The organism is Micromonospora sp. DT31 (assembly GCF_049841795.1).
GTDB lineage: Bacteria > Actinomycetota > Actinomycetes > Mycobacteriales > Micromonosporaceae > Micromonospora.
Genome location: NZ_JBNCKZ010000016.1, coordinates 1 through 22,839, shown reverse-complemented (window position 1 = coordinate 22,839; position 22,839 = coordinate 1). Strand labels below are relative to the sequence as shown.

Below are 22,839 nucleotides of genomic sequence, written 5' to 3'. Positions count from 1 at the left end.
GCCACCGGCCCATAGCCTCGAATCATGACCGCTGTACCGCTGAGCACCGCGAACGCTCCCGCCTCCCCCATCCGGGGTCTGCTCCGGCAGCTCGGGCGCGACTCCACCTATGTACTTGTCGGCCTCCCGCTGTCGATAGTCGGCTTCGTGCTCGCCGTGGTGGGGATCTCGCTCACCGCCGGGCTGCTGGTGACCACGCTCGGCCTGCCGGTCCTCGCCGTCACGCTCTACGCGGTCCGTGGGCTGGCCGACCTGGAGCGGCTCCGGCTGGCCCAGCTGCTGGGCCGCCCCCGCGTCCGCCCGATCTACCGCCGCCCCGATCCGCACGCCGGGTTCTGGCGGCGGGTGTTCACCCCGATCCGGGACGCGCAGTCGTGGCTCGACCTGCTGCACGCGATCCTGCACCTGGTGACGGGCGTGACGGCCTTCACGCTGCTGGTGAGCTGGTGGGCCTCCGCCCTGGCCGGCACGCTCTACGTGACCTGGGACTGGGCCATCCCGCGCGGGCCCGAAGACCAGGACCTCAGCCAGCTTCTCGGGATGGGCGACGGCGCCGGCGCGCGGATCGCCCTGAACACCGCGATCGGCGTGTTCGCGCTGCTCACCCTCCCACTGGTGGCCCGGGGCTGCGCCCGGCTCCAGGCCGGCCTGGCGAACTCGCTGCTGACCGGCGTGGCCCAGATGCGACAGCGGATCATCACGCTGGAGGAGCAGAAGCGGGCCGCCGCCTCCGCCGAGGCGTCCGCGCTGCGCCGGCTGGAGCGCGACATCCACGACGGGCCGCAGCAACGCCTGGTCCGGCTGGCGATGGACCTGGGCCGGGCCCGGCACCAGCTCGCCGCCGACCCGGAGGCCGCCCGGCAGACCCTGGACGAGGCGGTCGCGCAGACCCGGGAGACCCTCGACGAGCTGCGCGCCCTGTCCCGGGGCATCGCGCCGCCGATCCTGGTCGACCGGGGACTGCCCAGCGCGCTCGCCGCGCTCGCCGCCCGCTCGCTGGTGCCGACCGAGCTGACCGTCGACGACGACCTGGGCACCGCCGACGGTCGACTCGACGCCGGGCTGGAGAGCACCGCGTACTTCGTGGTGGCCGAGGCGCTGACGAACGTCTCGAAGCACAGCCGGGCCGGCATCTGCCAGGTCGAGGTGACCCGGAAGGTGGGCCGGCTGGAGATCACCGTCACCGACGACGGGATCGGCGGCGCCCACCTGGCCAAGGGGCACGGGCTCAGCGGCATCGCCGACCGGGCCCGGGCGGCGGGCGGCACGCTGGAGGTCGCCAGTCCGACCGGCGGGCCCACCCGGGTCCACGCCGAGTTGCCGAGGTGACCCCGGACGGCCCGGCGCCGGCCTCCACACCGCCCGACCGCGCCGTGGACGCACACCGGCCGCGCGTCGAGCGGTGGGAGCCGGACCCGGACGTGGTAGACACCGGACCCATGCGGGTGGTGATCGCGGACGACGCCGTACTGCTCCGGGAAGGGCTGATCCGGCTGCTGACCGAGCACGGACACGAGGTGGTGGCCGCCGTCGGCGACGGTGTCGCCCTGGTGGAGGCGGTGGTGACCCACCGCCCCGACATCTCGGTGGTGGACGTGCGGATGCCGCCGTCGCACACCGACGAGGGGCTGCGCGCGGCGGTGGAGATCAGGCGCCGGATTCCTGGTACGCCGATCCTGGTGCTCTCCCAGTACGTCGAGGTGTCGTACGCCGACGACCTGCTGGACACCGCGGGCGGGGCCGGCGGCGGAATCGGCTACCTGCTCAAGGACCGGGTGGCCGCGATCGACGAGTTCCTGGACGGGCTGGCCCGGGTGGCCGCCGGGGGCACCGTGCTCGACCCGGAGGTGATCAGTCAACTGCTGGTACGGCGGCGGCGCGACGATCCCCTGGCGGCGCTGACCCCGCGCGAGCGGGAGGTGCTGGCGCTGATGGCCGAGGGCCGGTCGAACACCGCCGTCGCCCGTGCCCTGGTGGTGAGCGACGGGGCGGTCGAGAAGCACGTCCGCAACATCTTCACCAAGCTCGGCCTCCCGCCGGACGCGACGACCCACCACCGTCGGGTCCTGGCCGTCCTGGCCCACCTGCGCGCCTGAGCGGCTCTGCCGAAGGGGGCGGCCCGGCCGCCCCGGCGGTCAGGGAAGGGTGTGTGCCAGGGTCACGGCTTCGGTGAGCGTGTCGGCCGCCGGATGGCCGCTGGCGCGCAGCCGGTCCGGGTCGGACAGGCCGCCGGTGTAGAGCACGCAGCGGGCGCCGACCGAGGCGGCGGCGTCGGCGTCGTCCAGCGAGTCGCCGATCAGCACCACCTCGTGCCCGGCCAACCCCAGCTCGGTCAGGTGCCTCTCCAGCCACTCGGCCTTGTGCCCGCCACCGACTGTCGAACGGAGCCCGTCCACCCGGCGGAAGTGCGGCGTCAACCCGTAGGTCCGCACGGTCGGCACCAGTTCGTCGTGGAACCACATGGACAGCAGCGATTGGCTGCCCGGCCACGCGGCGATCGCCGTGGTGGCGTCGGCGGCCAGCGCGCAGGTGGTCAGCCCGGTCCGGTACGCGTCGTGGAAGACCCGGTCGAGCACGCCGAACGCCTCGGCGTCGATGGCCTGCCCGAGCATCTCGGCGTAGTAGTCGGCGATCGGCCGGCGGAACCGCACCCGGTGCTCGGCCGCGGTGACCGCGGGGCCGCCGGCGCTGGCGAAGGCGACGTTTGTGGCGCGCACCACCAGGTCGAGATCGTCGAGGAGCGTCCCGTTCCAGTCCCACACGAGGTGGCGTCGTGTACCCGTCACCCCCGCACCATAGTTCAGAGCTGTGGGGTGGTCAGGTCCCGCAGGAGCCGGTCCTCCTCGACACGCCAGTAGCCGTGCTCCCGGCCGTCGAGCAGCACCACCGGCAGCCGGTCGCCGTATTCGCGTTCCAGCTCGACGTCGCCGCTCACGTCCTTCTCCACCCACCGGTCGCCGGTGACCGCCACCACCCGGTCGAGCGCCACCTTCGCGTCGTCGCAGAGGTGGCAGCCGGGCCGGGTGATCAGGATGAGCCTCGCGTCACTGGACATCGGTTACCTCCGTGCGGTTCTCGGTGGCTGAGTCTGGCACAGCGGCGTGCGGTGGGGGACGCCCGCGGGCCGGGTGGACCCGTACGTGCCGCGGTGGTCGCGCCACGCCGGGCAGCGTCCCCTGCACGGGACTGCCGCTGACGTAGGGTGGGATTCCCGCTGGCGGGATGAAGATCGTCGCCACCGCGGGCCCGGGACCTGGAACCACCCGAACAGACCGCCGCCGCGACACGCCGAGCGGCCGAAAATATCCACTCCGACCAGGACTTTCCACTCAGGACCAGGCTCCCGAGGGAAAGTCAACCGCGCATGACGGACAACGCGTCCGCCATCTGTGCGACCTGGCGGTAAATACTTCCGCTCTGTGTAACGGACTTGCCACGCGCGGGTGACGTTGGCCTTATCATCACTCGGGTCGGCTCACCCCATTTGCCGTGAGTCGACACCCCTCAGCCCGAGGAGGCCCCCGTGCCTGTGAGCGCATTGGACCAGCACCTCAAGGGGATCTGCCGCCCGTCGGCACATCCCGACCCGGCCGCGCCCGACCGGGTCGTGCCCGGTCGCGCCGCACCGCCGCGGCACCCGGCAGGTGTGCTGTCCACTCGGATCGGGGAGGCACGGTGACCACCTTCGGTTACGCCGAACGTCCGGCCGGCATCACCGGCCCCACCCAGCGGAACCCGCTCAACGAGCGGGCGGACCCGGCCCCACGCGGCACCGACGGCACGCTCGCGGTACGCGGAGAGGGCCGGCGCGTCCGCAGCCGGGCGCACCACGCCAACGAGGCGCCACCGAGACCCGTGGTGCCCGGCGGCAACGCGAAGCCGCCGGCCGGTCGGCTGGCCAACCCGGCCCGCCCCACCATGCCGGCCCAGGCGCGACGCGGCGACCCGGCCCCCGGCGGCGAGCCGTCCGCGGCCGAGACCGCCGTGCTGCCCGCGGTGACCACCGGCGACACCGCGGTCCTGCCGGCCGTACCGGCCATGCCGGCCGTGTCCCCCATCACCGGGTTCCCCAGCCGACCCGACCCGTCCGACCCGGCGACCGAGGTGTGGACACTCGTCGAACGTGCGCAGGCCGGCGAGGCCGAGGCGTTCGGGCTGATCTACGACAGGTACGTCGACACCGTCTTCCGGTTCGTCTACTTCCGGGTCGGCAACCGGCAACTCGCCGAAGACCTCACCTCCGACACGTTCCTGCGGGCGCTCAAGCGGATCGGCAGCTTCACGTGGCAGGGGCGCGACCTGGGTGCCTGGCTGGTCACCATCGCCCGCAACCTGGTCGCCGACCACTTCAAGTCCGGCCGCTACCGCCTGGAGGTGACCACCGGCGACGTCCTCGACGCCGACCGGGAGGACCGCGGGCCGGAGGGCAGCCCGGAGGCCGCGGTGGTGGAGCACATCACGAACGTGGCCCTGCTCAGCGCCGTCAAGCAACTCAACCCGGAGCAGCAGGAGTGCATCGTGCTGCGCTTCCTCCAGGGCTTCTCGGTTGCCGAGACGGCCCGCTGCATGGGCAAGAACGAAGGCGCCATCAAGGCCCTGCAGTACCGGGCGGTGCGGGCCCTGGCCCGGCTGTTGCCCGACGGCTTCCGTTCCTGACCGACCCGCCTCCGCCTCGCCCGTCCCGGCACCGGCGCGCCGGTGCCGGGCGGTGTCGCGTGCCCGACTGGTGCCGTGGCCGTCGTCACTGCCAGTGATTCGCCGCCGGTCCGGCCGTAACCGGCCACCGGCGCGAACCGTTTCTCCGGGTGCGACCAGTGGTTGTCCGGTGCCCCCGGGCCACCCGGCCCAGCGGGTCAGGTCGGCCGCTCCGGTCGGCTCCGCGCCACTCATAGCCACCGGTCGCTGGTGACGACAACGGCCGCCCGGCCGTGACCAGCGAGAGGGGGTGCCGCGGTGGACAGCGACCTCTTCTCCCGTCGGCGGGCCGAGCGCTTCGCGCAACTCCTCGACGAGGCCAACGGCGGACGTCGGCACCACGTCCGGTCCAGGGCGGACGACGAACTCAACGCGCTCGTCGAGGTGCCCCGCCGGCTCGCCGCCGAGCGACCCGACGTCGCGGTGGATCCCGACTTTCGCGCCGGCCTGCGTGCCATGGTCGTGGCCGCCGCCGAGCGTGAGGGCGTCGCCGCGCCGGAGCGGCCCACCGGCGTACGCAATGCCCTGCTGCCCGCGATCACCGGCCGCCGGGCGCGGGCCCGGGGCGCGATCCTGGTCGGCGTGGCCGCCGGTGCGATCGCCCTCTCCGGCATCTCCGCCGCCAGCGAGAACGCGCTGCCCGGCGACGCCCTCTACGGCATGAAGCGCTCCACCGAACGCGCCCAGCTCGCGCTGGCCAGCTCAGACGTCAGCCGCGGACAGCTCTTCCTCGACTTCGCCCGCACCCGGCTCGACGAGGCCTCCTCGGTCCGCGACGACCGGCTCGGTTTCAGCGCCGTCCTCGACGACATGGACTCGGACACCCGCCAGGGCGTACGCCTGCTGACCTCGGTCGCCGCGCAGCGCGCCGACCCGACGGCGCTCGACGCGGTGGACGCGTTCCTCGCCGGCCAACGCCGGGTGGTCAGCGGCCTGCTCGACCGACCCGACCACGCCGACCGGGACCGGACCCGGCGCTCGCTCGCCCTGCTCGACGCGGCCGGCAAACGCGCCGACGCGCTCCGCGAGACGATCGCCTGCGGGCTGCCCGCACCGGCGACCGGTGACGCACTCGGGCCCACACCGGCCAGTTGCCCCGCCGACCGCTGAACGGCGGACGCCGACCGCACCACACTTCTCCCGACGACGACCCGACCGCCATCACCTGCCGGATACGCTCGGCACGGAGCCGCGCACGCGGTCGTCGAGGCAGGGAGGTCGCCCGTGGCCGGGTCCCGGAAGGTGACGGTCAGCACCGACGCCCACGGGCACACCGCGGGTTGGTCGGAGGCACCGTCCGCGCCCGCGACCACGGTCACGCCCGACCCGACAGCCGCCGCCTTCTTCGACGTGGACAACACGATGATGCAGGGCGCGTCGATCTACTGGTTCGCGCGCGGGCTCGCCGCCCGCAACTACTTCACCGCCGCGGACCTGGCCCGGTTCGCCTGGCAGCAGGCCCGGTTCCGGCTGCTCGCCACCGAGCACGCCGGCGACATGTCCCAGGCCAAGGAGGCGGCGCTCGCCTTCGTCCAGGGTTGGCGGGTCGACGACATCGAACGCCTCGCCGAGGAGATCTTCGACGAGCTGATGGCGCCGCGCATCTGGGCCGGCACCCGCCGGCTCGCCCAGCGTCACCTCGACGTGGGCCAGCGGGTGTGGCTGGTCAGCGCGGCCCCGGTGGAGATCGGCCGGGTGATCGCGGTCCGGCTCGGCCTGACCGGCGCGATCGGCACGGTGGCCGAGGTGGTCGACGGGGCGTACACCGGTCGGCTGGTCGGCGACCTGATGCACGGGCCGGCGAAGGCCGAGGCAGTCGCCCAGCTAGCGGCCGTGGAAGCGCTGGACCTGACCCGCTGCGCCGCCTACAGCGACTCCGCCAACGACCTGCCGATGCTGTCGGCGGTCGGGCGCGCGGTGGCGGTCAACCCCGACCCGGCGCTGCTGCGGCAGGCCCGGGATCGGGGCTGGGACGTGCGCGACTTCCGCACCGGGCGGCGGGCCGTACGCATCGCCGTGCCCTCCACCGCCGCCGCCGGGCTGCTCGCTGGTGCCGTCACCGCCGGGATGGCGTTGCACAGGCGCCGCCATCGCAGCGCCTGAGGTCGGCCGGGGTCAGGGACCGAACGGGTCGGGGCGACGTTCCAGCAGCTTGTGGAGGGTCTGCTGGATGGTTTCCCGCACCTGGTCGGCGAGGTTGAACACCACGATCGGGTCGTCCGCCGAGTCCTGCAGGTGCGCGGTCGGGATCGGCGGGCAGAACTCGATGAGCCATTTGCTCGGCAGCGGCACCATGCCCAGCGGCCCCAGCCAGGGGAACGTCGGCGTGACCGGGAAGTAGGGCAGCTTGAGCAGGCGGGCCAGCGGCTTGATGTCGGCGAGCATCGGATAGATCTCCTCGCCGCCGACGATCGCCGCCGGGACGATCGGCGTGCCGGTGCGCAGCGCGGCGGAGACGAACCCGCCCCGACCGAAGCGCTGCAGTTTGTAGCGGTCGGAGTAGAGCTTGCCGACCCCCTTGAAGCCCTCCGGGAACACGCCGACCAGCTCACCGTTGCCGAGCAGCCGTTCCGCGTCCGGGCTGCACGCGACCGTGCCGCCGGTCTTGCGGGCCAGTTCGGAGACGACAGGCATCCGGAAGACCAGGTCGGCGCCGAGCAGCCGCAGGTAGCGGTGCTGCGGGTGCCGGTCGTGCAGCGCGGTGGACAGGATCAGCGCGTCGAGTGCCACGGTGCCGGAGTGGTTGCCCACCACCAGTCCGGCGCCTTCGGCCGGCACGTGCTCCAGGCCGCTGACCTCGGTGCGGAACCAGTCCCGGTAGAGCATCCGGATCACCGGGTGGACGAGCGCGTCGGTCAGGTCCGGGTCGAAGCCGAACTCGTCCACCTCGTAGTCACCGGCGAGCCGCCGCCGCAGGAACGCCAGCCCTCGGGCCACCCGACGGTCCCACTGGTCGGCCGGCCGATCGGTGGGCGCCGGCCGGTTCGGCGTCCGCGCCGCGCCGGCCACCGGGTCACCGGTCCCGCTCGTCGCCGCCTCCGTCGCCACGGCCTCGTCCGCGACCGCCTCCTTGGCGACCGCCTTCTTGGCCACGGCCTTCTTCACGACCGCCTTCTTCGCAATGGCCTTCTTGGCAACGGCCTTCTTCACCACCGCCTTCTTGGCGACGGCTTTCCCGGCGGCCGGCCGACCGGCGGGGGTGGCGCCCGGCTCGTCGGTGGAGGTGTCCGGCTCGTCGGCGGGCGCCGGCGGCGCGCTGGACGGATCGGCGGGCGCCGGCGGGCGGGCGGCCGGCGCGTTCACCTGCCGGTGCCCGTTGCGCCGCGCCGGGTCCGGCCCGGGCACCGGCGGCGGTACGTCGTACCGCCCGTCATGCCGCTCGTCCGGGCTGGTCACGAGCGCTCCCGCACGGTCGACCGGGCCTGGCGGATGCTCTCCAGCACCACCTGCTCGGCCGCGACCAGTTGATCCCGGGTCACCACGGCGCCACCGTGGTGGGCGCGGATGAAGTCCTCGAACGCGGCGGCGGTCGAGCGGGGCGTGAAGTCGTACTCCCGCTCCAGTCGGCTGGTGTCCACCACCCGACCGTGCACGAACAGGTCGACCTGGTCCAAGCCGTAGCGGCCGAAGCCGAGACTGCGGGCGATCGCGGCGACGCCGGCCAGTCCCGGTTCCAGCACCGGCACCGCCACCCGTCCGGCCCGTCGGATCGCCTGCGACAGCGACAACACCCCCGGCCCGGCCACGTTGTAGGTGCCGGGGTGCTCCTCGGCCACCGACCGGTGCAGCACCTCCAGCGCGTCGTCGAAGTGGACGAACTGCAGGCGCGGATCGCGGCCGAAGACGGTGGGCACCACCGGCCGGGAGAAGTAGCGGGTGAGCGTGGTGTCGGCGGCGTACCCGATGAACGGTGCGAAACGCAGCACGGTCGCGGTGACGTCGGGTCGGCGGCGGCGGAACCCGCGGACGTACCCCTCGATGTCGAGGATGTCGCGGCCGAAACCGCCGCGCGGCACCTCACGCGGCTCGGTCTCCTCGGTGAACACGGCCGGGTCGCGGAACGACACCCCGTAGGCGGCGGTCGACGAGCGGACCACGAGCTTGCGCAGCCGCGGCGCGCGCTGGCAGGCGGCGAGCATCTGCATCGTGCCGATGACGTTCTGTTCCTTCATCCCCGCCCGGCCGCCCGCCTGCGGGTCGGGGGCGGTGACAAGCGCCAGGTGCACCACGGCGTCGACGTCGAGGTCGACGAGCAGGCCGCGGAGGGAGTCGAGGTCGACGCGCACCCGCTCGACGTCGGAGAGCAGGTCGGTCAGCTCGGGGTTGGGCGGCGCCGGGTCGACGCCGATGACACGCTCGAAGCGTGGGTCCGCGGCCAGCCGGGCCGCGACGTGGGCCCCGAGGTAGCGGCCGACCCCGGTGACGACGACAACCCCCGGAGCACCGGAGGTGCTACCGGGGGTCATGTCGTGCGCCTTGCGCGGCAGGCGAGACCGAGCCGGGACATCCGCGGCCTGATCACCTGAGCCTCCGAGGGTCGACAGTTGGCAAGTGGTACCGGGTGCCGGGCAGCTGCCCGGCACCGGTCACTTGCCGAGACGGCGACGCTGGACGCGGGTCTTGCGCAGCAGCTTGCGGTGCTTCTTCTTAGCCATGCGCTTGCGGCGCTTCTTGACCACCGAGCCCATACGACAGCCTTTCGATACAACGTGCGGGGCGGACCGGGAGGCACCACCACCGGTGGTGCCGTGACCGCTTGCGGACAACGGGCCGGACCAGCGTGGTGGGCAGGGCACACCAGGGAGCGGTCACGGTCGTGGCCCAGCCTAACCGGAGGACGTCAGCAGGACCAACGCGCCCCCGTCGATGCCCCTTTCGTCGCACTCTGCGAACCGGCCCGTCGGAGGCGTCAGGCGGACTCCTGGAAGGCGCCACGGAGGTACTCGTGCACGGCGTGCTCGGGCACCCGGAACGAGCGACCGACCCGCACGGCGGTCAGCTCACCGCTGTGCACCAGGCGGTAGACAGTCATCTTGGAGACCCGCATGACCGCCGCCACCTCGGCGACGGTCAGGAACCTGACATCCGACAATCGTGCGTCGGACTGCGACCCGGCCATGGCTCACCGACCCATTCCCGTGCCCGGCGCGTGTCGTCGGGCAGGTGCTTCCACCACGACGAGCAACGCGCGTGTAACAAGTACGGTAGCGGGACGGCTGTGACCCGCGCGATCCCTTCTCGCCTTTGATCATGCCGAGATGACCGGCCACCCGGTGTCCACCAGGGCTTTTTCGCCCGGACGGGTGGCACATCCGCTCCGCCTACTCGGCGCGCAACGCGACCACCGGGTCGAGCCGGCCGGCCCGCTGCGCCGGCACCACACCGAAGACGATGCCGACCGCCGCCGAGACGCCGAACGCGAGCGCCAGCGACCACCAGGTGATCGCGGCCGGAATCGGCGAGAACGCCTCGACCAGCAGCGCGGCGCCCACCCCGAGCGCCATCCCGGTCACCCCGCCGATCGAGGTGAGCAGCACCGCCTCCAGCAGGAACTGCACGCCGATGTCCCGCGGCCGGGCGCCGACCGCCTTGCGCAGGCCGATCTCGCGGGTCCGTTCGCGTACCGACACCAGCATGATGTTGGAGACGCCGACACCGCCGACGAGCAGCGAGATGCCGGCGATGGCGGCCAGCACGCCGGTCAGCACGCCCAGGATGTCGCCGAGCACGCCAAGGATCTGCTGCTGGGTGACGGCGCTGAACTCGGTGTCCGGATGCCGGCGGGACAACTCCGCCACGATGCGCTCGCCGAGTTCGTCGATGCGCTCCCGATCCGGCGCCTTGACCGCGATGCCGTCGATGCGCTGGGTGCCCCACAGCCGTTGCGCCGCCGTCACCGGTACGTGCACCTCGTCGTCCCGGTCCACCCCGAGGCTCTGCCCGAGCGGGGCGAAGACGCCGATCACCCGGAACCGCACCCCGGCGAGCGTGAGCTGCTGACCGAGCGGGTCCCGGTCCGGGAACAGCGTCCGAGCCACCGAGGCGCCGAGCACCGCCACCCGACGGCTGGTGTCGACGTCCGCCCCGGTCAGGTAGCGACCCCGGCCCAGCGACCTGGTGAACACCGACGGGGTCGTCTCCAGCACGCCCTGCACGGTGGTGAAGTCGGACCGGTTGCCGGCCCGGGCGGTCGCACCGGAGGCCACCGTCACGGCCACCCGGCCGGGGTCGCCGACCACCCGCGAGACGGCGTCGGCGTCCTTGAGGTCCAGCGGCGAGACCACCGGCGCGGTGCCCACCTCGATCTTCCCCGGCACCACCAGCAGCAGGTTCGAGCCGAGCCCTTCCACCTGCTGCTCGACCTGCTGTTTGGTCCCGGTGCCGATGGCCACCAGGATCACCACCGAAGCCACTCCGATGATCACGCCGAGCATGGTCAGCGCGCTGCGCATCCGGTTGGCCCGCAGCGCGTCCGACGCCACCCGCCACGCCTCGGCCAGCCTCATCCGGCAGCCCCGTCGGCCCGCGGAAGGCGCCCGGTGGCTCCGGCGGCGCCACCGGAGCCACCGGGCGGGTGCCCCGAGCCGCTTCCGGACGCGGACCGGGGCTCCGCGCTGGGAGCGTGGTCCAGTGTCGCAGGTACGCCGGAGCCGTCCGACGGCGGTCGATCATGAAGGCTGTCCAACCGGATCAGCCCGTCCCGCACCGCGATCCGGCGGCGGGCACGGGCGGCCACCTCCTGGTCGTGGGTGACCATCACCAGCGCCACCCCGGACTCGGCGTTCAACCGTTCCAGCAGTTCCAGCACCGCCTCACCGGTGGCCGTGTCCAGGTTGCCGGTGGGTTCGTCGGCGAGCAGCACCGCCGGTTCGGTGACCAGCGCCCGGGCGATCGCCACCCGCTGCTGCTCGCCACCGGAGAGCTGGTTGGGCCGGTGGTGCAGCCGGTGCCCGAGCCCGACCCGGCCCAGCGTCGCCGCCGCCCGTTCCCGCCGCTGCCGGGCCCCGACCCCCCGGTAGACCAGCGGCAACGCCACGTTGTCCACCGCGGACGTGCGGGCCAGCAGGTGGAACGCCTGGAAGACGAAGCCGATCGTCTCGTTGCGCAGGGTCGCCAGCTCCGGGGCGGTGAGCGTGGTCACGTCCCGGCCGCCGATCGCCAGCCGGCCGCCGGTCGGCCGGTCCAGCCCGCCGAGCAGGTGCATCAACGTGGACTTGCCCGAGCCGGAGGGGCCGATCACCGCCACGTACTCGCCCTGCTCGATGGTGAGCGACACCCCACGCAGCGCGGACACCGACACCCCGTCCAACTCGTACGTGCGCCACACGTCGACCGCCTCGATCGCGGGGACGGTCACTTGAGTTCCTGGCCGTCGCTGACCTGGTCGGCGCCGCGCACCACGACCCGGTCACCGGCCCGCACCCCGTCGACGATCTGCACCAGGTCCTGCCCCTGCACGCCGACGGTCACCGGGACCCGGTCGGCCCGGCCGTCGCGCAGCACCCAGACCGCGTCCCGCCCGTCGGCGGAGAAGACCGCCGACGCGGGCACCGCCACCGCGTCGGCGGCCTCCCGGACCCGCAGCCGCACCACCGCGTTCATGCCGGGGCGGGGGGCCGGTGCCGCCTCGCCCTCGCCGAGCCGGCCGGCGCCCAGGTCGAGCCGCACCCGGTAGGTGACGCCGCCGCGGGCCGAACTGGCCGGCAGCACGTCCACCGACCGCACGGTCGCCTCGTACGTCGCGCCGGTCACCGCGTCCAACTCCACCGAGGCCGGCACCCCGGCCCGCACGAGCAACACGTCGGTCTCGTCCACCTCGGCGAGCAGGCCGAGCCGGCCGACGTCCACCACGGTCAGCACGGGTGTGCCGGCGGTGACCCGGGCACCGGGTGGCACCGCGTCGTCCACCCCGGCCGGCGGGCCGGCCGACCCGGCCCCGCCCAGCGCCGACGGGTCCAGACCGGGCACCGCCGCGCCCCCGGCCGCACCGAGCAGCCCGGCCAGATCGGCCGGCGCCGCCGTCCGGGTGCCGCCCGGCTGCACCACGCCGGCAATCGGCGCGCGCAACGTCAACGCGTCCACCGTGGCCTTGGCCAGGTCGTACGCCTGCTGGGCCTGGAGTCGCTGCGCGGTCGACAAGGCGCCGACCGCGCTGTTCAGCCCTGCCACGCCGCGCTGGACCGCGATGACCGCCCGGTCGGCGGCGCGGGCGGCGGACTCGTACTGCCGCTGCGCCGACTCGACCTGGGTCAGCAGCGCGGCCCGCACCTTCGGGTCGCCCACCTTCGCGGCGGCGGAACGGGCGGTGGCGAACGCCTCGTCGGCGGCCCGGTCTGTGCCGCGCCGGCTGCCGCCCAGGTCGCCGGCACCGGCGCCCCGGCCGGCCCGTTTCGCCGCGCGCAGCGCGTCCCGTGCCTGCGCCAGCCGGGTCCGCGCGGACGGTGAGTCGACCACCGCGAGCACCTGCCCGCGGGCGACCCGCTGTCCGGGCTGGACCCGCAGGGCGGCCAGGGTGCCGTCGGCGGGGGCGGTGAGCGTGGCCGCGGCCCGCGCGGTCACCGTGGCCGGCGCGTCGATCACCTCGCTCACCGGCGCGCGGCCGACCTCGGCGACGGTGACCGCGGGGGCCTCGTCGCCGCACGAGGCGGCGGTGGTGCCGGTCAGCGCGACGGCGGCGAGCACGGCGGTGACGAGGCGGGGGCGGCGGGACGAAAGGGTGCGGGCCACCCCGCCCATGGTACGACCCGTCGACAGGTGTCGACGTCTCAGCCGACGGCGGCCCGCACGTAGGCGACGCAGTCGTCGTGCAGCACCGACCACGGGTCGCCGAACACCTCGTCGGCGGCCTGCTCGGGGGACCGGCGGTCGTGCACCACGGCCCGGTAGAAGTCCAGCATCCGCTGTTCGCCGTACCTGTCGACCAGGTGCCGCACCGCCAGGTATCCGACGCCGTACGCGCCGCCGACCCGACCGCCGCTCGCGTCGTCCGCCGGGGCCACCGCGTCCAGTCGCCCGGACCACCCGCCGCGCAGCAGGTCCCGCACCTCGGTCACACCCTCGTAGCGGTCGACCGGCTGGCCGTCCGCGCCCGCGTACTCGGCCAGGCCCTCCACCAGCCACCAGCTCGCCCGGTCCGCGTAGCCCCGGTCGGGCAGCGCTGCCGCGTGGGTGAGTTCGTGCCGGAGCAGATCGTCGACGCCGGCCGGGGTGACGCTCTGGGCGTTGAGCACCACGTCGTGGCGTCCACCCCCGACACCCACCGCGTACCCGGCGGTCCACTTCGGCCGGCCGCCGCCGTACCAGCGCTGCCATTCGGCCTTCCCGGCGAAGTACACCAGGTAGCGGGCCGGCGGGGAACCGCCGACCGCGTACCGGTCCGCCGACCGCGCGGCGGCCTCGGCCTGGGCGAGCAGACCCGGCAGCCGTCCCCGATGGGCGGGCGTGGTCGCCACCACCGCCCGCGCCCCGACCGCCACCGCCAGGTCGCTCACCTCCCACGGCCGCGCACCCGCCGGGTCCGTCCGGGACGGTTCCAGCCCGGTCAGCCGGGGCTCCTCCCCTGCCATCCGCCACCGCGTGCCCCACTGCGTGGTACTCGGCGCGCAGTCCGGCACGACAAAGCAGTAGCCGACCGTCACCGTCAGCCGCCACTCCCCCGGCACTCCGTCGACCGCCGCCGGCACCCCGTCGGCCGCCGGCCGCCATACGGTGACCCGCAGGGCGCGCAACGCCGCGTACCGCCGGGTGAGCGCCGGCCGGGCCGCCGGCTCGGCGACCGCCAGGAACCGGGCCCGGTCACCACCGAGCAACGCGGCGGCCTGGCCGTCGAGTCGCGCGATCATCCGTTCGCCGAGCTGCCGCTGCACCGCCGTGCCCGCGTCGTCCCGGTCCGCCGCCGACCGCCCGGCCGCGTCCGGCGCCAATCCCCGCAGGACGACGCCGGGCACCGCGCCCGCCACCAGTCCCAGCGCCAGTCCCAGCGCCAGGGCCAGCCCGAGCACGGTCCACAGCGGCCAGCGCCGTCGTTTCGTGGCCGTCCCCGGCCGCCCGGCGGCCGCCTCCTGCCCGGCCACGCCGACCGGCAAGCCGGGGACCGGCCGGATCACCGTGGTCACGGCGTCGGACACGAGGTCGGCGCCGACCGCCGGGGCCGGCCCGGGAGGGTGGGGTGCGGCGTCGTCCGCCGGGGCGGCGGGGGTGCGGCCGACCGTGTCGGCCGGCGCGGGGACCGGGGCGGGCACCGGGGCGTCGGCCGGTGCGGGGACCGGGGCGTCGGCCGCGCCGACCGGCGGGGGTCCCGCGTCGGCGGCGTCGGCGGCGGGACGCGGCTCGTCGCCGTCCGCCATCCGGCTGGGAGGCTGCTCGTCGCCGACGGTCACCGGCGAAGGGTACGACCAATCGGGCGTTCCGGGAAAGAGTCCCGCCGCTGTTCCGTGCCCCAGGAACGGTAGGCGCGGTCCAGGCCCGCGACCAGCTCGTCGAAGGAGCGGTCGGTGTCGCGGGGCAGGCCGAACCCGCCGGCCGCCTCCAGGGCGACGAACCCGTGCACGGCCGCCCGGAACATCCGGGTGGCGTCGATCGCGGCGTCGCCGTCGAGGCCGTACCCGTGCAGGATCGCGCGGACCGCGCCGACCGCCCGCTCCCCGGCGGCCAGGTGTGCGGGGTCGTCGGGGTCGGGCGCCCGCTGCGCGGCCGGGTAGCGGCCCGGGTGCCGCCGCGCGTACGCCCGGTAGGCGTCGGCGACGGCACGCAGCGCGTCACCGCCGGCCCGGCCCGCGGCGGCGGCGCTCAGCACGTCGGCGATCTCGGCGGTGGCGAGCACGGCGAGCTTCTGGTGCAGCGCGTCCGCGCCCCGCACGTGCTTGTACAGGCTCGGGAGCGCGACGCCGAGCCGGGCGGCGAGCGCGGCCAGGGTCAGCCGGTCGTGGCCGACCTCGTCGGCGAGTACGGCGGCCTCCCGTACGACGCTCGCCTGGGTCAGGCCGGCCCTAGGCACGGGCGGTCACCGCCAGGAACTCGACCATGTCGGCGGCGCTGGCGTCGGGCTGGTCGGCGTGCGGGTAGTGGCCGGAGTCGGCGATCATGCGCGCCTCGGCGACGGCGAACTGCCGGCGTGCGGCCCGCGCCTCGGCGCCCGGATCGGGGAAGTCCGGGTCCTTCGTGCCCATCAGCACCAGCACCGGCCGGTGGACCTCGCGCGCCCGCGCGGTCCAGTGCGGGTCGACGGGTGCGATCACACCGCGCACCGCGGCCATCCGGCCGCGCAGCTTGACGACCAGCCCCCTGCGGTACGCGGCGTCGTCCGCCGGCCGCCCGCAGGGGAACAGGGTGCGGTGGAAGAGCCCGAACAGCCGTGGGCTGCGCAGTACGACGGCCTGGGCGGCCCGCATCAGCGGGTTCGGCTTCGGCGCGTCGACGAACGGGCTGAGCTGCACGATGCCGCTGACCAGATCCGGCGCCTCGGCGGCGGCGAAGACCACCGCGGCGGCGCTGGACGAGCTGCCGACCAGGGTGGCCGGGCCGCCGCCGAGCGCCCGCACCACGGCGAGCAGGTCGCCGCCGACCTGTTCGGGGGCGTACGTCGGCCAGTGCGGGCTGGAGTCGCCGTGTCCGCGTACGTCGACCGGGGCGACCCGGTAGCCGGCCGTGACCAGCCGGGGCACCAGGTGCCGGAAGGCCGCCCGGTTCTCCCCCATGCCGTGCGCGAGCACCACGAGTGGCCCGGCACCGTGCACCTCGTAGGCGATCGTGCCGCCGCCCCGCTCCACCTGGCTAACTGTCATAGCCAAAAAGCTAATGGAGCTAGCTTTGCTCGTCAAAGGGCTTGACCTCAACCCGACATCAGGTCGCACGATCACCGGCATGCAGATCACCGCCGACACCCACGTACGACTGGCCCGCCCGAGCCGCGACCTGGCCGCCGCCGAACGGTTCTGGGCCGAGGGGGTGGGCCTGGACGTGCTGTTCCGCAGCGAGACCGGTCGGCCGGACGAGCACGACCTGGTGATGCTCGGCCTGCCCGGCGCGGCCTGGCACCTGGAACTGGTCGGCGGCGCGGCGGCCGACGTCGCGCCGAACCCCACCGCGGCGGACCTGTTCGTGCTCTACCTGGAGGGCCCGGCCGACGGCGAACTGGTCCCCAGACTGGAACGGGCCGGCGGGACCAGGGTCACCGCCGGCCCGTACTGGGACAGGTGGGGAATCACGTTCGCCGACCCGGACGGCTACCGCCTGGTGCTGTGCACCCGGTCCTGGTCGAACGGGTGACTCACTTCTTCGACAGCACCGCGCGGCCGAAGAACGCCAGGTTGGCCGGGCGCTCCGCCAACCGGCGCATCAGGTAGCCGTACCACTGGTCGCCGTACGGAACGTAGGTGCGCACCGTGTAACCCTCGCCCACCAGGCGCTTCTGCTCCTCCGGACGGATGCCGTAGAGCATCTGGAACTCGAACCGGGCCGGGTCGCGGTCGAACCAGCGCGCCCGGTCCTCCCCGATCGCGATCAGGCGCGGGTCGTGGGTGGCGAGCATCGGGTAGCCGTCGCCGGACATCAGCACGTTCATGCAGCGCACGTACGACTTGTCCACCTCGCGGGCCGACTGGTACGCCACCGACTCCGGCTCCCGGTACGCGCCCTTGCACAACCGGATCCGCGACCCGGTGTGGGCCAGCTCCCGGCAGTCCGACTCGGTCCGCCGCAGGTACGCCTGGAGCACCGCGCCTGTCGACGGGTGGTCCTTGCGCAGCTTCGCCAGGACGTCCAGCGTCGAGTCGGTGGTGGTGTGGTCCTCCATGTCCAACGTGACGGTGGTGCCGGCCGCGTCGGCGGCCACACAGATCGCCCGCGCGTTGTCGTACGCGAGCTGCTCGTCGAACATCTGACCGAGCGCGGACAGCTTCACGCTGACCTCGGCGGCCGGGGTGAGGCCGGCGTCGGCGAGCCGGCCCAGCAGCCTCAGGTACTCGTCCCGGGTGGAGTTCGCATGCTCCGGGGTGGTGGTGTCCTCGCCCAGATAGTCGAGGGTGACCGCCTGGCCGTCGGTGACGAGCTCGCGGGTGGCGCGCAGCGCGTCGTCGGTGCCGGCGCCGGCGACGAACCGGCGGACGACGTCCCGGGTGAACGGGGCCGTCGCGACGAGCCGCTCCACCTGGGGTGACCGGGAGGCGGCGAGGATGACGGAACGGAGCATGAGCTGAGCGTAACGCTCCCCACCGGACCTCCGCCGGGTGCGTGAGGTGTGCGCCCTGCCGGTCACCCACGGGTGGCAGCCATCAGCTACAACATTGACGTGGAACGACGACACCCCCGCCGACGGCTCCGCTCGGCCTCCGTGCAGCTCGGCGCGCTGACCGCGCTGGCCCTCGCGCTTTCCGGCTGCAACAACGGCTACGACGACGACGATGACGACTGCGCGCTCGGGCCGGCCGGCGGGGGCGCAGACACCGTCGCGGTCGCCCGGTACGTCACCGAGCCGGTCACCGCCACGCGCGGCGACCCGGCCCCGTCCACCGCGCTGCCCGAGCGCGGCGGCTTCGGCTCCCACCTCGCCTCCTGCGGCGGCTGACGTGCGTCGGGAGCCGAGCACACCGCGCACCGACTGGGACGACACCATCCGGGCACAGGGCCTGGTGTACGTCGACACGGAGCTGCCCGACGGCGAGATCATGTCGTACTGGGACGAGACCGCGGCGTACGCGTTCACCCTCGACGAGGTGCTCCGGCTGGAGGAGGCCACCGAGGAACTGCACGAGATGTCGGTGGCCGCCGCCGAGCATGTGGTGGCCCGCCGCCGGTACGCCGAGTTCGGCATCCCCGAGTGGGCCGCCGACGCGGTCGCCCGCTCGCTGCGGGAGGCTCCGCCGACGCTCTACGGCCGGTTCGACCTCTGGTACGACGGCACCTGGCCGCCGAAGATGCTCGAATACAACGCGGACACCCCGACCGCGCTGGTCGAGGCGAGCATCGTGCAGTGGTACTGGCTGGAACACCTGCACCCGGACGCGGACCAGTGGAACAGCCTGCACGAGCGGCTGGTCGGCACATGGGCCAAGATCGGCACCGGGCTGCACAGCCCCCGGGTGCACGTGCTCTGGTCGTCGGAGGAGGAGTCGGGCGAGGACCAGATCACCGCCGGCTACCTGGCCGAGACCGCCCGCCAGGCCGGGCTGGACGTCACGCTCATGCCCATCCAGCAGGTCGGCTGGGACGGTCGGCGGTTCGTCGACGCCGGCGACGCGCCGATCACCACCTGCTTCAAGCTCTACCCGTGGGAGTGGATGCTCGCCGAGCCGTACGGGCGGCCGGCGCTGGACCCGGGCACCCCGACCACCTGGATCGAGCCGGCCTGGAAGCTGCTGCTGTCGAACAAGGCACTGCTGGCCGTGCTCTGGGAGCTGTACCCGGGACACGACTACCTGCTGCCCGCCTACCTGGACTCGCCGCGCGGGATGACCGAGTACGTGGCCAAGCCGCTGCTCGGCCGCGAGGGCGGCTCGGTGCGCATCGTGACCCCCGGCACGGAGATCACCAACCCGGGGATCTACGGCGACGAGGGCTTCTGCTACCAGGAGTTCCGGGCGCTGCCCGAGTTCGCCGGCAACCGGACGGTGCTGGGGAGCTGGACCGTCGACGGCCAGTCGGCCGGGGCCGGGGTACGGGAGAGCGAGAGCCTCATCACGGACGGTTACGCGCGGTTCCTGCCCCACTACATCGACGCGCCACGCCTGCCCTGAGTCGTCTACCGTTGGGGACGTGAACTTCGAGGCGTACGCCCGGACCGGGGTCGAGCTCGTCAACGCCCGGCTGGACGACCTGGACGGCCTGCGGGCAATCTTCTCGGACGAGCAGGCCTGGATGCGCGACGAGGTCGCGGAACGGGACCTGACGATCTTCCGGCGGGCGCAGAAGCGACTCCGGGACGTCTTCGAGTACGGCACGTCGGGTCGGGACGTCGAGGCGGTGGCGGAGCTGAACGCGCTGCTGGAGGCGTTCCCGGTGCAGCCCCGCATCTCCGGGCACGACTCCTCCGACTGGCACATGCACGTGACCAGCCGGGGCGCCTCGGTCTCCTCGGAATACCTGGCCGGCGCGGTCTGGGGCCTGTCGGTCTGGCTCTGCGAGTACGGCAGCCCCCGATTCGGCGTCTGCGCCGACGACCGCTGCGGCAACGTATACCTGGACACCTCGTCCAACTGCTGCCGGCGGTTCTGCTCCGAGCGCTGCGCCACCCGCTCCCACGTGGCGGCGCACCGCGCCCGCAAGCGGGCCGCCGTCGGCGAGCAGCAGGTGCCGGCGCAGCCGCTGTCCCCGGTGAGCTGACCGCGACACACGCCGGCACCGGGTCGAACCCGCCGCCGGACGCGTCAGGCGTCGACGGGTGAGGGCGCGGTCAGGTTGGCCCGGGCGAACTCCAGCGACTCGCGCAGGTCCGCCTCGCGGACCGCACGGCTCTTCGCGCCCCGGGTGGTCACCTCCACCGCGACCGAACCGGTGAAGCCGCGCCCAGCCAGCGACTGGAGCATCGTCGCGCAGGGCTGCCCGCCGCGGCCGGGCACCAGGTGCTCGTCGCGCCCCTCGCCGGTGCCGTCGCCCAGATGCACGTGCGCCAGCCCGGAGCCCATCCGGTCGGCCATCTCCAGCGCGTCGGTGTGCGAGGCCGCGCAGTGCGACAGGTCGAGTGTGTAGGAGGCGTAGCCGATGTCGGTCGGGTCCCAGCCCGGCGCGTACGGGACGAACTGCCGGCCGGCCATCCGCACCGGGTACATGTTCTCCACCCCGAAGTGGATGCCGCCGAACTGGCCGGCGACCGCGTCGAGCCCGTCGGCGAAGTTACGCGCGTAGTCCCGCTGCCAGGTGAACGGCGGGTGGACCACCACGGTGGGGGCCTCAAGCGTCTCGGCCAGTTCGGCGGCCCGGCGCAGCCGCTCCCACGGGTCCGGGCTCCACACCCGCTGGGTGACCAGCAGGCAGGGGGCGTGCACCGACAGCACCGGCACGCCGTAGTGCTCGGCGAGACCACGCAGCGCGCCCGGGTCCTGGCTGACCGGGTCGGTCCAGACCATCACCTCGACGCCGTCGTAGCCGAGCTCCGCGGCGAGCTGGAACGCCGCCGCGGTCCGTTCAGGGAAGACCGAGGACGTGGACAGGAGTACGGGGACTCGGAACGTCACATCTCCGAGGGTAGCCGCACCCGCCAGCGAGCATCGGGACGAGCACCCGCAAAACACCCAGGGTGCCGGACCGGTCACATCGGCGCGAGCTGATCCAGCCGCCGCAGGATGACGCCCTCGCGCAACGCCCACGGGCAGATGTCCAGACAGTCCACGTCGAGCCGGCGCATCACCGCCTCGGCCACCACCGCCCCCGCGAGGAGCTGGTGGGCCCGCTGCGCGCTGACCCCCTCCAACTCGGACAACTGGGCCGGTGGGATGTGCCGGACGAACCCCAGCACCTGCCGCAACCCGGTGCGGGTGAGGCTGCGTCGCGCCCACAACCCCGCCCCGGACGGTGCCGCGCCGGCCAGCCGGGCCAGGGTGCGGAACGTCTTCGAGGTGGCGACCGGACGCTCCCAACCCACCGCCGTCAACTGCTCCACCACCGGGTCGAGCTGCGCGTCCACGTACGCCCGCAGTTCCTCCACCGCCGCCGCCGGCGGCGGCGCCGTGCCGGCCGGGTCGATCGCCAGCCGCTCCCGGCTGAGCCGGCCCGCGCCCAGCGGCAGGGAGATCGCCACGTCGGGGTGCTCGTCGATGCCGGCGGCCAACTCCAGGGAGCCGCCGCCGATGTCCATCGCCAACAGCCGGCCGGCGGACCAACCGAACCACCGCCGCACCGCCAGGAACGTCATCCGCGCCTCGTCCGCGCCGGAGAGCACCTCCAGGCGCACGCCGGTCTCGTCGCGCACCCGGGCCAGCACGTCGGCGGCGTTCGTGGCGTCGCGGACCGCGCTCGTGGCGAACGCCAGCAGATCCTGCGCGCCCAGCCCGTCCGCCGCCGCCCGGGCCATGCCGACCGCCTTGACCAGGCCGTCCGCGCCCTCACCTGTCAACGCGCCGTCCGGGCCGATCTGCTCGGCGAGCCGGAGTAACACCTTCTCCGAGTGCGCCGGCCAGGGATGTGCGCCGTGATGGGCGTCGACCACCAGCAGATGCACCGTGTTCGAGCCGACGTCGAGGACACCCAGTCGCATGGGGATGACCCTAGGGCCAACACGTTTCGTCGGCTCGCCGACCAGGTGGGGTGACCGCGCGTAGGGTGGTCCGGGTGACAGGGCAGATCGAGCTTCACGTGCTGGTGGACGACCCCGAGGACCCGCGCAGCCGCGAGGTCGGGCTGGATTTTCCGCGTGAGTGGATCGAGTTCGTCGACCCGGCCGACCCGAAGCACGTCGTCCGCGCCGACCTGACCTGGCTGCTGTCCCGCTGGACGTGCATCTTCGGCCAGGGCTGCCACGGCATCGTCGCCGGGCGGGCCGCCGACGGGTGCTGCTCGCACGGCGCGTTCTTCACCGACTCCGACGACGAGAAGCGGGTCCGGGCGGCGGTCAAGCGGCTGACTCCGGAGACCTGGCAGCACTTCCGGCGCGGGTTCAAGAACTGGACCGAGAACGACACGGTCGACGGCAAGACGCCGGCCCGGCGCACGGCCACCCGGGCCGTGGACGCACCATGCGTGTTCCTCAACGACGCCGACTTCCCCGCCGGTGGCGGTTGCGCGCTGCACGCGCAGGCGTTGCGCGACGGCGTGCACCCGCTCGAATACAAGCCGGACGTGTGCTGGCAGTTGCCGGTCCGCCGCGACCAGGACTGGCACCAGCGGCCGGACAACACGAAGGTGCTGATCTCCACGCTGGCCGAGTTCGACAGGCGCGGTTGGGGCGCGGGCGGGCACGACCTCGACTGGTGGTGCACCTCCTCCACCGACGCGCACGTCGGCGCGGAGCCGATGTACGTCTCCTACGGCCCGGAGCTGACCGCGCTGATCGGCGCGCCCGCGTACGCGAAGCTGGCCGAGCTGTGCGCCGCCCGGCTGCGCCAGGGTCAGGTCGCCCCGCACCCCGCAAGCGAGTGAAAGGCCGGCACCCCGGGGTTCGGGGTGCCGGCCTTTCGCGTTTGTCTTACGTGTTCCAGTGTTCGGCGACGAGGT

General features: G+C 73.9%; 25 protein-coding genes. 10 read left to right on the top strand and 15 right to left on the bottom strand.

All coding sequences use genetic code 11. From position 1 onward, the window contains the following. Nucleotides 1-24 precede the first annotated feature (24 nt). A complete protein-coding gene (locus tag ACLQ2X_RS22545) occupies nucleotides 25-1,329 on the top strand; it encodes a sensor histidine kinase (protein WP_425683069.1) in 1,305 nt (434 codons plus the stop codon). Between the two features lie 110 nt (nucleotides 1,330-1,439). Beyond that, nucleotides 1,440-2,096, top strand: coding sequence for a response regulator (locus ACLQ2X_RS22540; RefSeq protein ID WP_425683144.1), 657 nt, complete (start codon nucleotides 1,440-1,442; stop codon nucleotides 2,094-2,096). A gap of 39 nt (nucleotides 2,097-2,135) precedes the next feature. On the opposite strand, the gene ACLQ2X_RS22535 is transcribed toward ACLQ2X_RS22540, so the two are convergent. Beyond that, nucleotides 2,136-2,786: an HAD family hydrolase gene (locus tag ACLQ2X_RS22535; protein WP_425683068.1), complete on the bottom strand. Its 651-nt coding sequence runs from the start codon at nucleotides 2,784-2,786 to the stop codon at nucleotides 2,136-2,138. 14 nt (nucleotides 2,787-2,800) lie between these two features. Beyond that, a complete protein-coding gene (locus tag ACLQ2X_RS22530) occupies nucleotides 2,801-3,055 on the bottom strand; it encodes a glutaredoxin family protein (RefSeq protein WP_425683067.1) in 255 nt (84 codons plus the stop codon). A 620-nt stretch (nucleotides 3,056-3,675) separates the two neighbouring features. Here ACLQ2X_RS22530 and ACLQ2X_RS22525 point away from each other — a divergent pair. From ACLQ2X_RS22525 to ACLQ2X_RS22515, 3 genes are all read left to right on the top strand, one after another. Further along, complete coding sequence (locus tag ACLQ2X_RS22525; RefSeq protein ID WP_425683066.1) at nucleotides 3,676-4,656, top strand: ECF subfamily RNA polymerase sigma factor, BldN family; 981 nt, start codon at nucleotides 3,676-3,678, stop codon at nucleotides 4,654-4,656. Nucleotides 4,657-4,953: 297 nt separating this feature from the next. Beyond that, entirely contained in the window at nucleotides 4,954-5,805 is an 852-nt protein-coding gene (locus ACLQ2X_RS22520) for a DUF5667 domain-containing protein (protein WP_425683065.1), read from the top strand. A 114-nt stretch (nucleotides 5,806-5,919) separates the two neighbouring features. Next, a complete protein-coding gene (locus ACLQ2X_RS22515) occupies nucleotides 5,920-6,798 on the top strand; it encodes an HAD family hydrolase (protein WP_425683064.1) in 879 nt (292 codons plus the stop codon). A 12-nt stretch (nucleotides 6,799-6,810) separates the two neighbouring features. Here ACLQ2X_RS22515 and ACLQ2X_RS22510 read toward each other — a convergent pair whose 3' ends face one another. From ACLQ2X_RS22510 to ACLQ2X_RS22465, 10 genes are all read right to left on the bottom strand, one after another. Next, complete coding sequence (locus tag ACLQ2X_RS22510) at nucleotides 6,811-7,704, bottom strand: lysophospholipid acyltransferase family protein (protein ID WP_425683143.1); 894 nt, start codon at nucleotides 7,702-7,704, stop codon at nucleotides 6,811-6,813. Between the two features lie 383 nt (nucleotides 7,705-8,087). Beyond that, a complete protein-coding gene (locus ACLQ2X_RS22505; protein ID WP_425683063.1) occupies nucleotides 8,088-9,161 on the bottom strand; it encodes an NAD-dependent epimerase/dehydratase family protein in 1,074 nt (357 codons plus the stop codon). Between the two features lie 120 nt (nucleotides 9,162-9,281). Further along, a complete protein-coding gene (locus ACLQ2X_RS22500; RefSeq protein ID WP_007465623.1) occupies nucleotides 9,282-9,383 on the bottom strand; it encodes a 30S ribosomal protein bS22 in 102 nt (33 codons plus the stop codon). A 221-nt stretch (nucleotides 9,384-9,604) separates the two neighbouring features. After that, complete coding sequence (locus ACLQ2X_RS22495) at nucleotides 9,605-9,814, bottom strand: helix-turn-helix domain-containing protein (RefSeq protein WP_425683062.1); 210 nt, start codon at nucleotides 9,812-9,814, stop codon at nucleotides 9,605-9,607. Between the two features lie 202 nt (nucleotides 9,815-10,016). Beyond that, nucleotides 10,017-11,201, bottom strand: coding sequence for an ABC transporter permease (locus ACLQ2X_RS22490; protein WP_425683061.1), 1,185 nt, complete (start codon nucleotides 11,199-11,201; stop codon nucleotides 10,017-10,019). Continuing rightward, complete coding sequence (locus ACLQ2X_RS22485) at nucleotides 11,198-12,052, bottom strand: ABC transporter ATP-binding protein (protein ID WP_425683060.1); 855 nt, start codon at nucleotides 12,050-12,052, stop codon at nucleotides 11,198-11,200. Before ACLQ2X_RS22485 ends, ACLQ2X_RS22490 begins: the two co-directional genes overlap by 4 nt. Further along, nucleotides 12,049-13,431: an efflux RND transporter periplasmic adaptor subunit gene (locus ACLQ2X_RS22480; RefSeq protein ID WP_425683059.1), complete on the bottom strand. Its 1,383-nt coding sequence runs from the start codon at nucleotides 13,429-13,431 to the stop codon at nucleotides 12,049-12,051. The genes ACLQ2X_RS22485 and ACLQ2X_RS22480 overlap by 4 nt, the downstream gene beginning before the upstream one ends. A 29-nt stretch (nucleotides 13,432-13,460) precedes the next feature. Beyond that, entirely contained in the window at nucleotides 13,461-15,074 is a 1,614-nt protein-coding gene (locus ACLQ2X_RS22475; RefSeq protein ID WP_425683058.1) for a hypothetical protein, read from the bottom strand. Then, entirely contained in the window at nucleotides 15,071-15,691 is a 621-nt protein-coding gene (locus ACLQ2X_RS22470) for a TetR-like C-terminal domain-containing protein (RefSeq protein ID WP_425683057.1), read from the bottom strand. The genes ACLQ2X_RS22475 and ACLQ2X_RS22470 overlap by 4 nt, the downstream gene beginning before the upstream one ends. After that, a complete protein-coding gene (locus ACLQ2X_RS22465) occupies nucleotides 15,684-16,478 on the bottom strand; it encodes an alpha/beta fold hydrolase (RefSeq protein ID WP_425683056.1) in 795 nt (264 codons plus the stop codon). The genes ACLQ2X_RS22470 and ACLQ2X_RS22465 overlap by 8 nt, the downstream gene beginning before the upstream one ends. Before the next feature lie 79 nt (nucleotides 16,479-16,557). On the opposite strand from ACLQ2X_RS22465, the gene ACLQ2X_RS22460 reads away from it, so the two are divergent. Continuing rightward, on the top strand, nucleotides 16,558-16,962 hold the full coding sequence (locus tag ACLQ2X_RS22460) for a VOC family protein (RefSeq protein ID WP_425683055.1): 405 nt from the start codon (nucleotides 16,558-16,560) through the stop codon (nucleotides 16,960-16,962). Nucleotide 16,963: 1 nt separating this feature from the next. Here the strand turns inward: ACLQ2X_RS22460 and ACLQ2X_RS22455 are convergent, their stop codons facing one another. Beyond that, nucleotides 16,964-17,884 (bottom strand): proline dehydrogenase family protein, encoded by a 921-nt coding sequence (locus ACLQ2X_RS22455; protein WP_425683054.1) that lies wholly within the window; start codon nucleotides 17,882-17,884, stop codon nucleotides 16,964-16,966. 99 nt (nucleotides 17,885-17,983) lie between these two features. Between ACLQ2X_RS22455 and ACLQ2X_RS22450 the strand changes: the two genes are divergently transcribed. From ACLQ2X_RS22450 to ACLQ2X_RS22440, 3 genes are read left to right on the top strand one after another with little or no spacing between them, the layout of a single operon-like run. Then, entirely contained in the window at nucleotides 17,984-18,259 is a 276-nt protein-coding gene (locus ACLQ2X_RS22450) for a hypothetical protein (RefSeq protein ID WP_425683053.1), read from the top strand. A 1-nt stretch (nucleotide 18,260) separates the two neighbouring features. Further along, on the top strand, nucleotides 18,261-19,427 hold the full coding sequence (locus tag ACLQ2X_RS22445; RefSeq protein ID WP_425683052.1) for a glutathionylspermidine synthase family protein: 1,167 nt from the start codon (nucleotides 18,261-18,263) through the stop codon (nucleotides 19,425-19,427). Between the two features lie 19 nt (nucleotides 19,428-19,446). Beyond that, the gene (locus ACLQ2X_RS22440; protein ID WP_425683051.1) at nucleotides 19,447-20,013 is read left to right on the top strand and encodes a CGNR zinc finger domain-containing protein; all 567 of its coding nucleotides are present in this window, start codon (nucleotides 19,447-19,449) and stop codon (nucleotides 20,011-20,013) included. A gap of 44 nt (nucleotides 20,014-20,057) precedes the next feature. Here the strand turns inward: ACLQ2X_RS22440 and ACLQ2X_RS22435 are convergent, their stop codons facing one another. Continuing rightward, nucleotides 20,058-20,864: a sugar phosphate isomerase/epimerase family protein gene (locus tag ACLQ2X_RS22435; RefSeq protein WP_425683050.1), complete on the bottom strand. Its 807-nt coding sequence runs from the start codon at nucleotides 20,862-20,864 to the stop codon at nucleotides 20,058-20,060. Nucleotides 20,865-20,938: 74 nt separating this feature from the next. After that, nucleotides 20,939-21,883: a Ppx/GppA phosphatase family protein gene (locus ACLQ2X_RS22430; protein WP_425683049.1), complete on the bottom strand. Its 945-nt coding sequence runs from the start codon at nucleotides 21,881-21,883 to the stop codon at nucleotides 20,939-20,941. A gap of 74 nt (nucleotides 21,884-21,957) precedes the next feature. Here ACLQ2X_RS22430 and ACLQ2X_RS22425 point away from each other — a divergent pair, with 74 nt between their 5' ends. Continuing rightward, nucleotides 21,958-22,764 carry a hypothetical protein gene (locus ACLQ2X_RS22425; protein ID WP_425683048.1) on the top strand — a complete coding sequence of 269 codons (807 nt, stop codon included), beginning with the start codon at nucleotides 21,958-21,960 and terminating at the stop codon, nucleotides 22,762-22,764. The last annotated feature ends 75 nt before the right edge of the window (nucleotides 22,765-22,839 follow it).

Excerpts from the sequence above, each read along its gene's own strand:
- ACLQ2X_RS22545 (WP_425683069.1), top strand. The coding sequence starts at position 25 with ATGACCGCTGTACCGCTGAGCACCGCGAACGCTCCCGCCTCCCCCATC.
- ACLQ2X_RS22540 (WP_425683144.1), top strand. The coding sequence starts at position 1,440 with ATGCGGGTGGTGATCGCGGACGACGCCGTACTGCTCCGGGAAGGGCTG.
- ACLQ2X_RS22530 (WP_425683067.1), bottom strand. The coding sequence starts at position 3,055 with ATGTCCAGTGACGCGAGGCTCATCCTGATCACCCGGCCCGGCTGCCAC.
- ACLQ2X_RS22505 (WP_425683063.1), bottom strand. The coding sequence starts at position 9,161 with ATGACCCCCGGTAGCACCTCCGGTGCTCCGGGGGTTGTCGTCGTCACC.
- ACLQ2X_RS22500 (WP_007465623.1), bottom strand. The coding sequence starts at position 9,383 with ATGGGCTCGGTGGTCAAGAAGCGCCGCAAGCGCATGGCTAAGAAGAAG.
- ACLQ2X_RS22495 (WP_425683062.1), bottom strand. The coding sequence starts at position 9,814 with ATGGCCGGGTCGCAGTCCGACGCACGATTGTCGGATGTCAGGTTCCTG.
- ACLQ2X_RS22490 (WP_425683061.1), bottom strand. The coding sequence starts at position 11,201 with ATGAGGCTGGCCGAGGCGTGGCGGGTGGCGTCGGACGCGCTGCGGGCC.
- ACLQ2X_RS22480 (WP_425683059.1), bottom strand. The coding sequence starts at position 13,431 with ATGGGCGGGGTGGCCCGCACCCTTTCGTCCCGCCGCCCCCGCCTCGTC.
- ACLQ2X_RS22465 (WP_425683056.1), bottom strand. The coding sequence starts at position 16,478 with ATGACAGTTAGCCAGGTGGAGCGGGGCGGCGGCACGATCGCCTACGAG.
- ACLQ2X_RS22460 (WP_425683055.1), top strand. The coding sequence starts at position 16,558 with ATGCAGATCACCGCCGACACCCACGTACGACTGGCCCGCCCGAGCCGC.
- ACLQ2X_RS22455 (WP_425683054.1), bottom strand. The coding sequence starts at position 17,884 with ATGCTCCGTTCCGTCATCCTCGCCGCCTCCCGGTCACCCCAGGTGGAG.
- ACLQ2X_RS22430 (WP_425683049.1), bottom strand. The coding sequence starts at position 21,883 with ATGCGACTGGGTGTCCTCGACGTCGGCTCGAACACGGTGCATCTGCTG.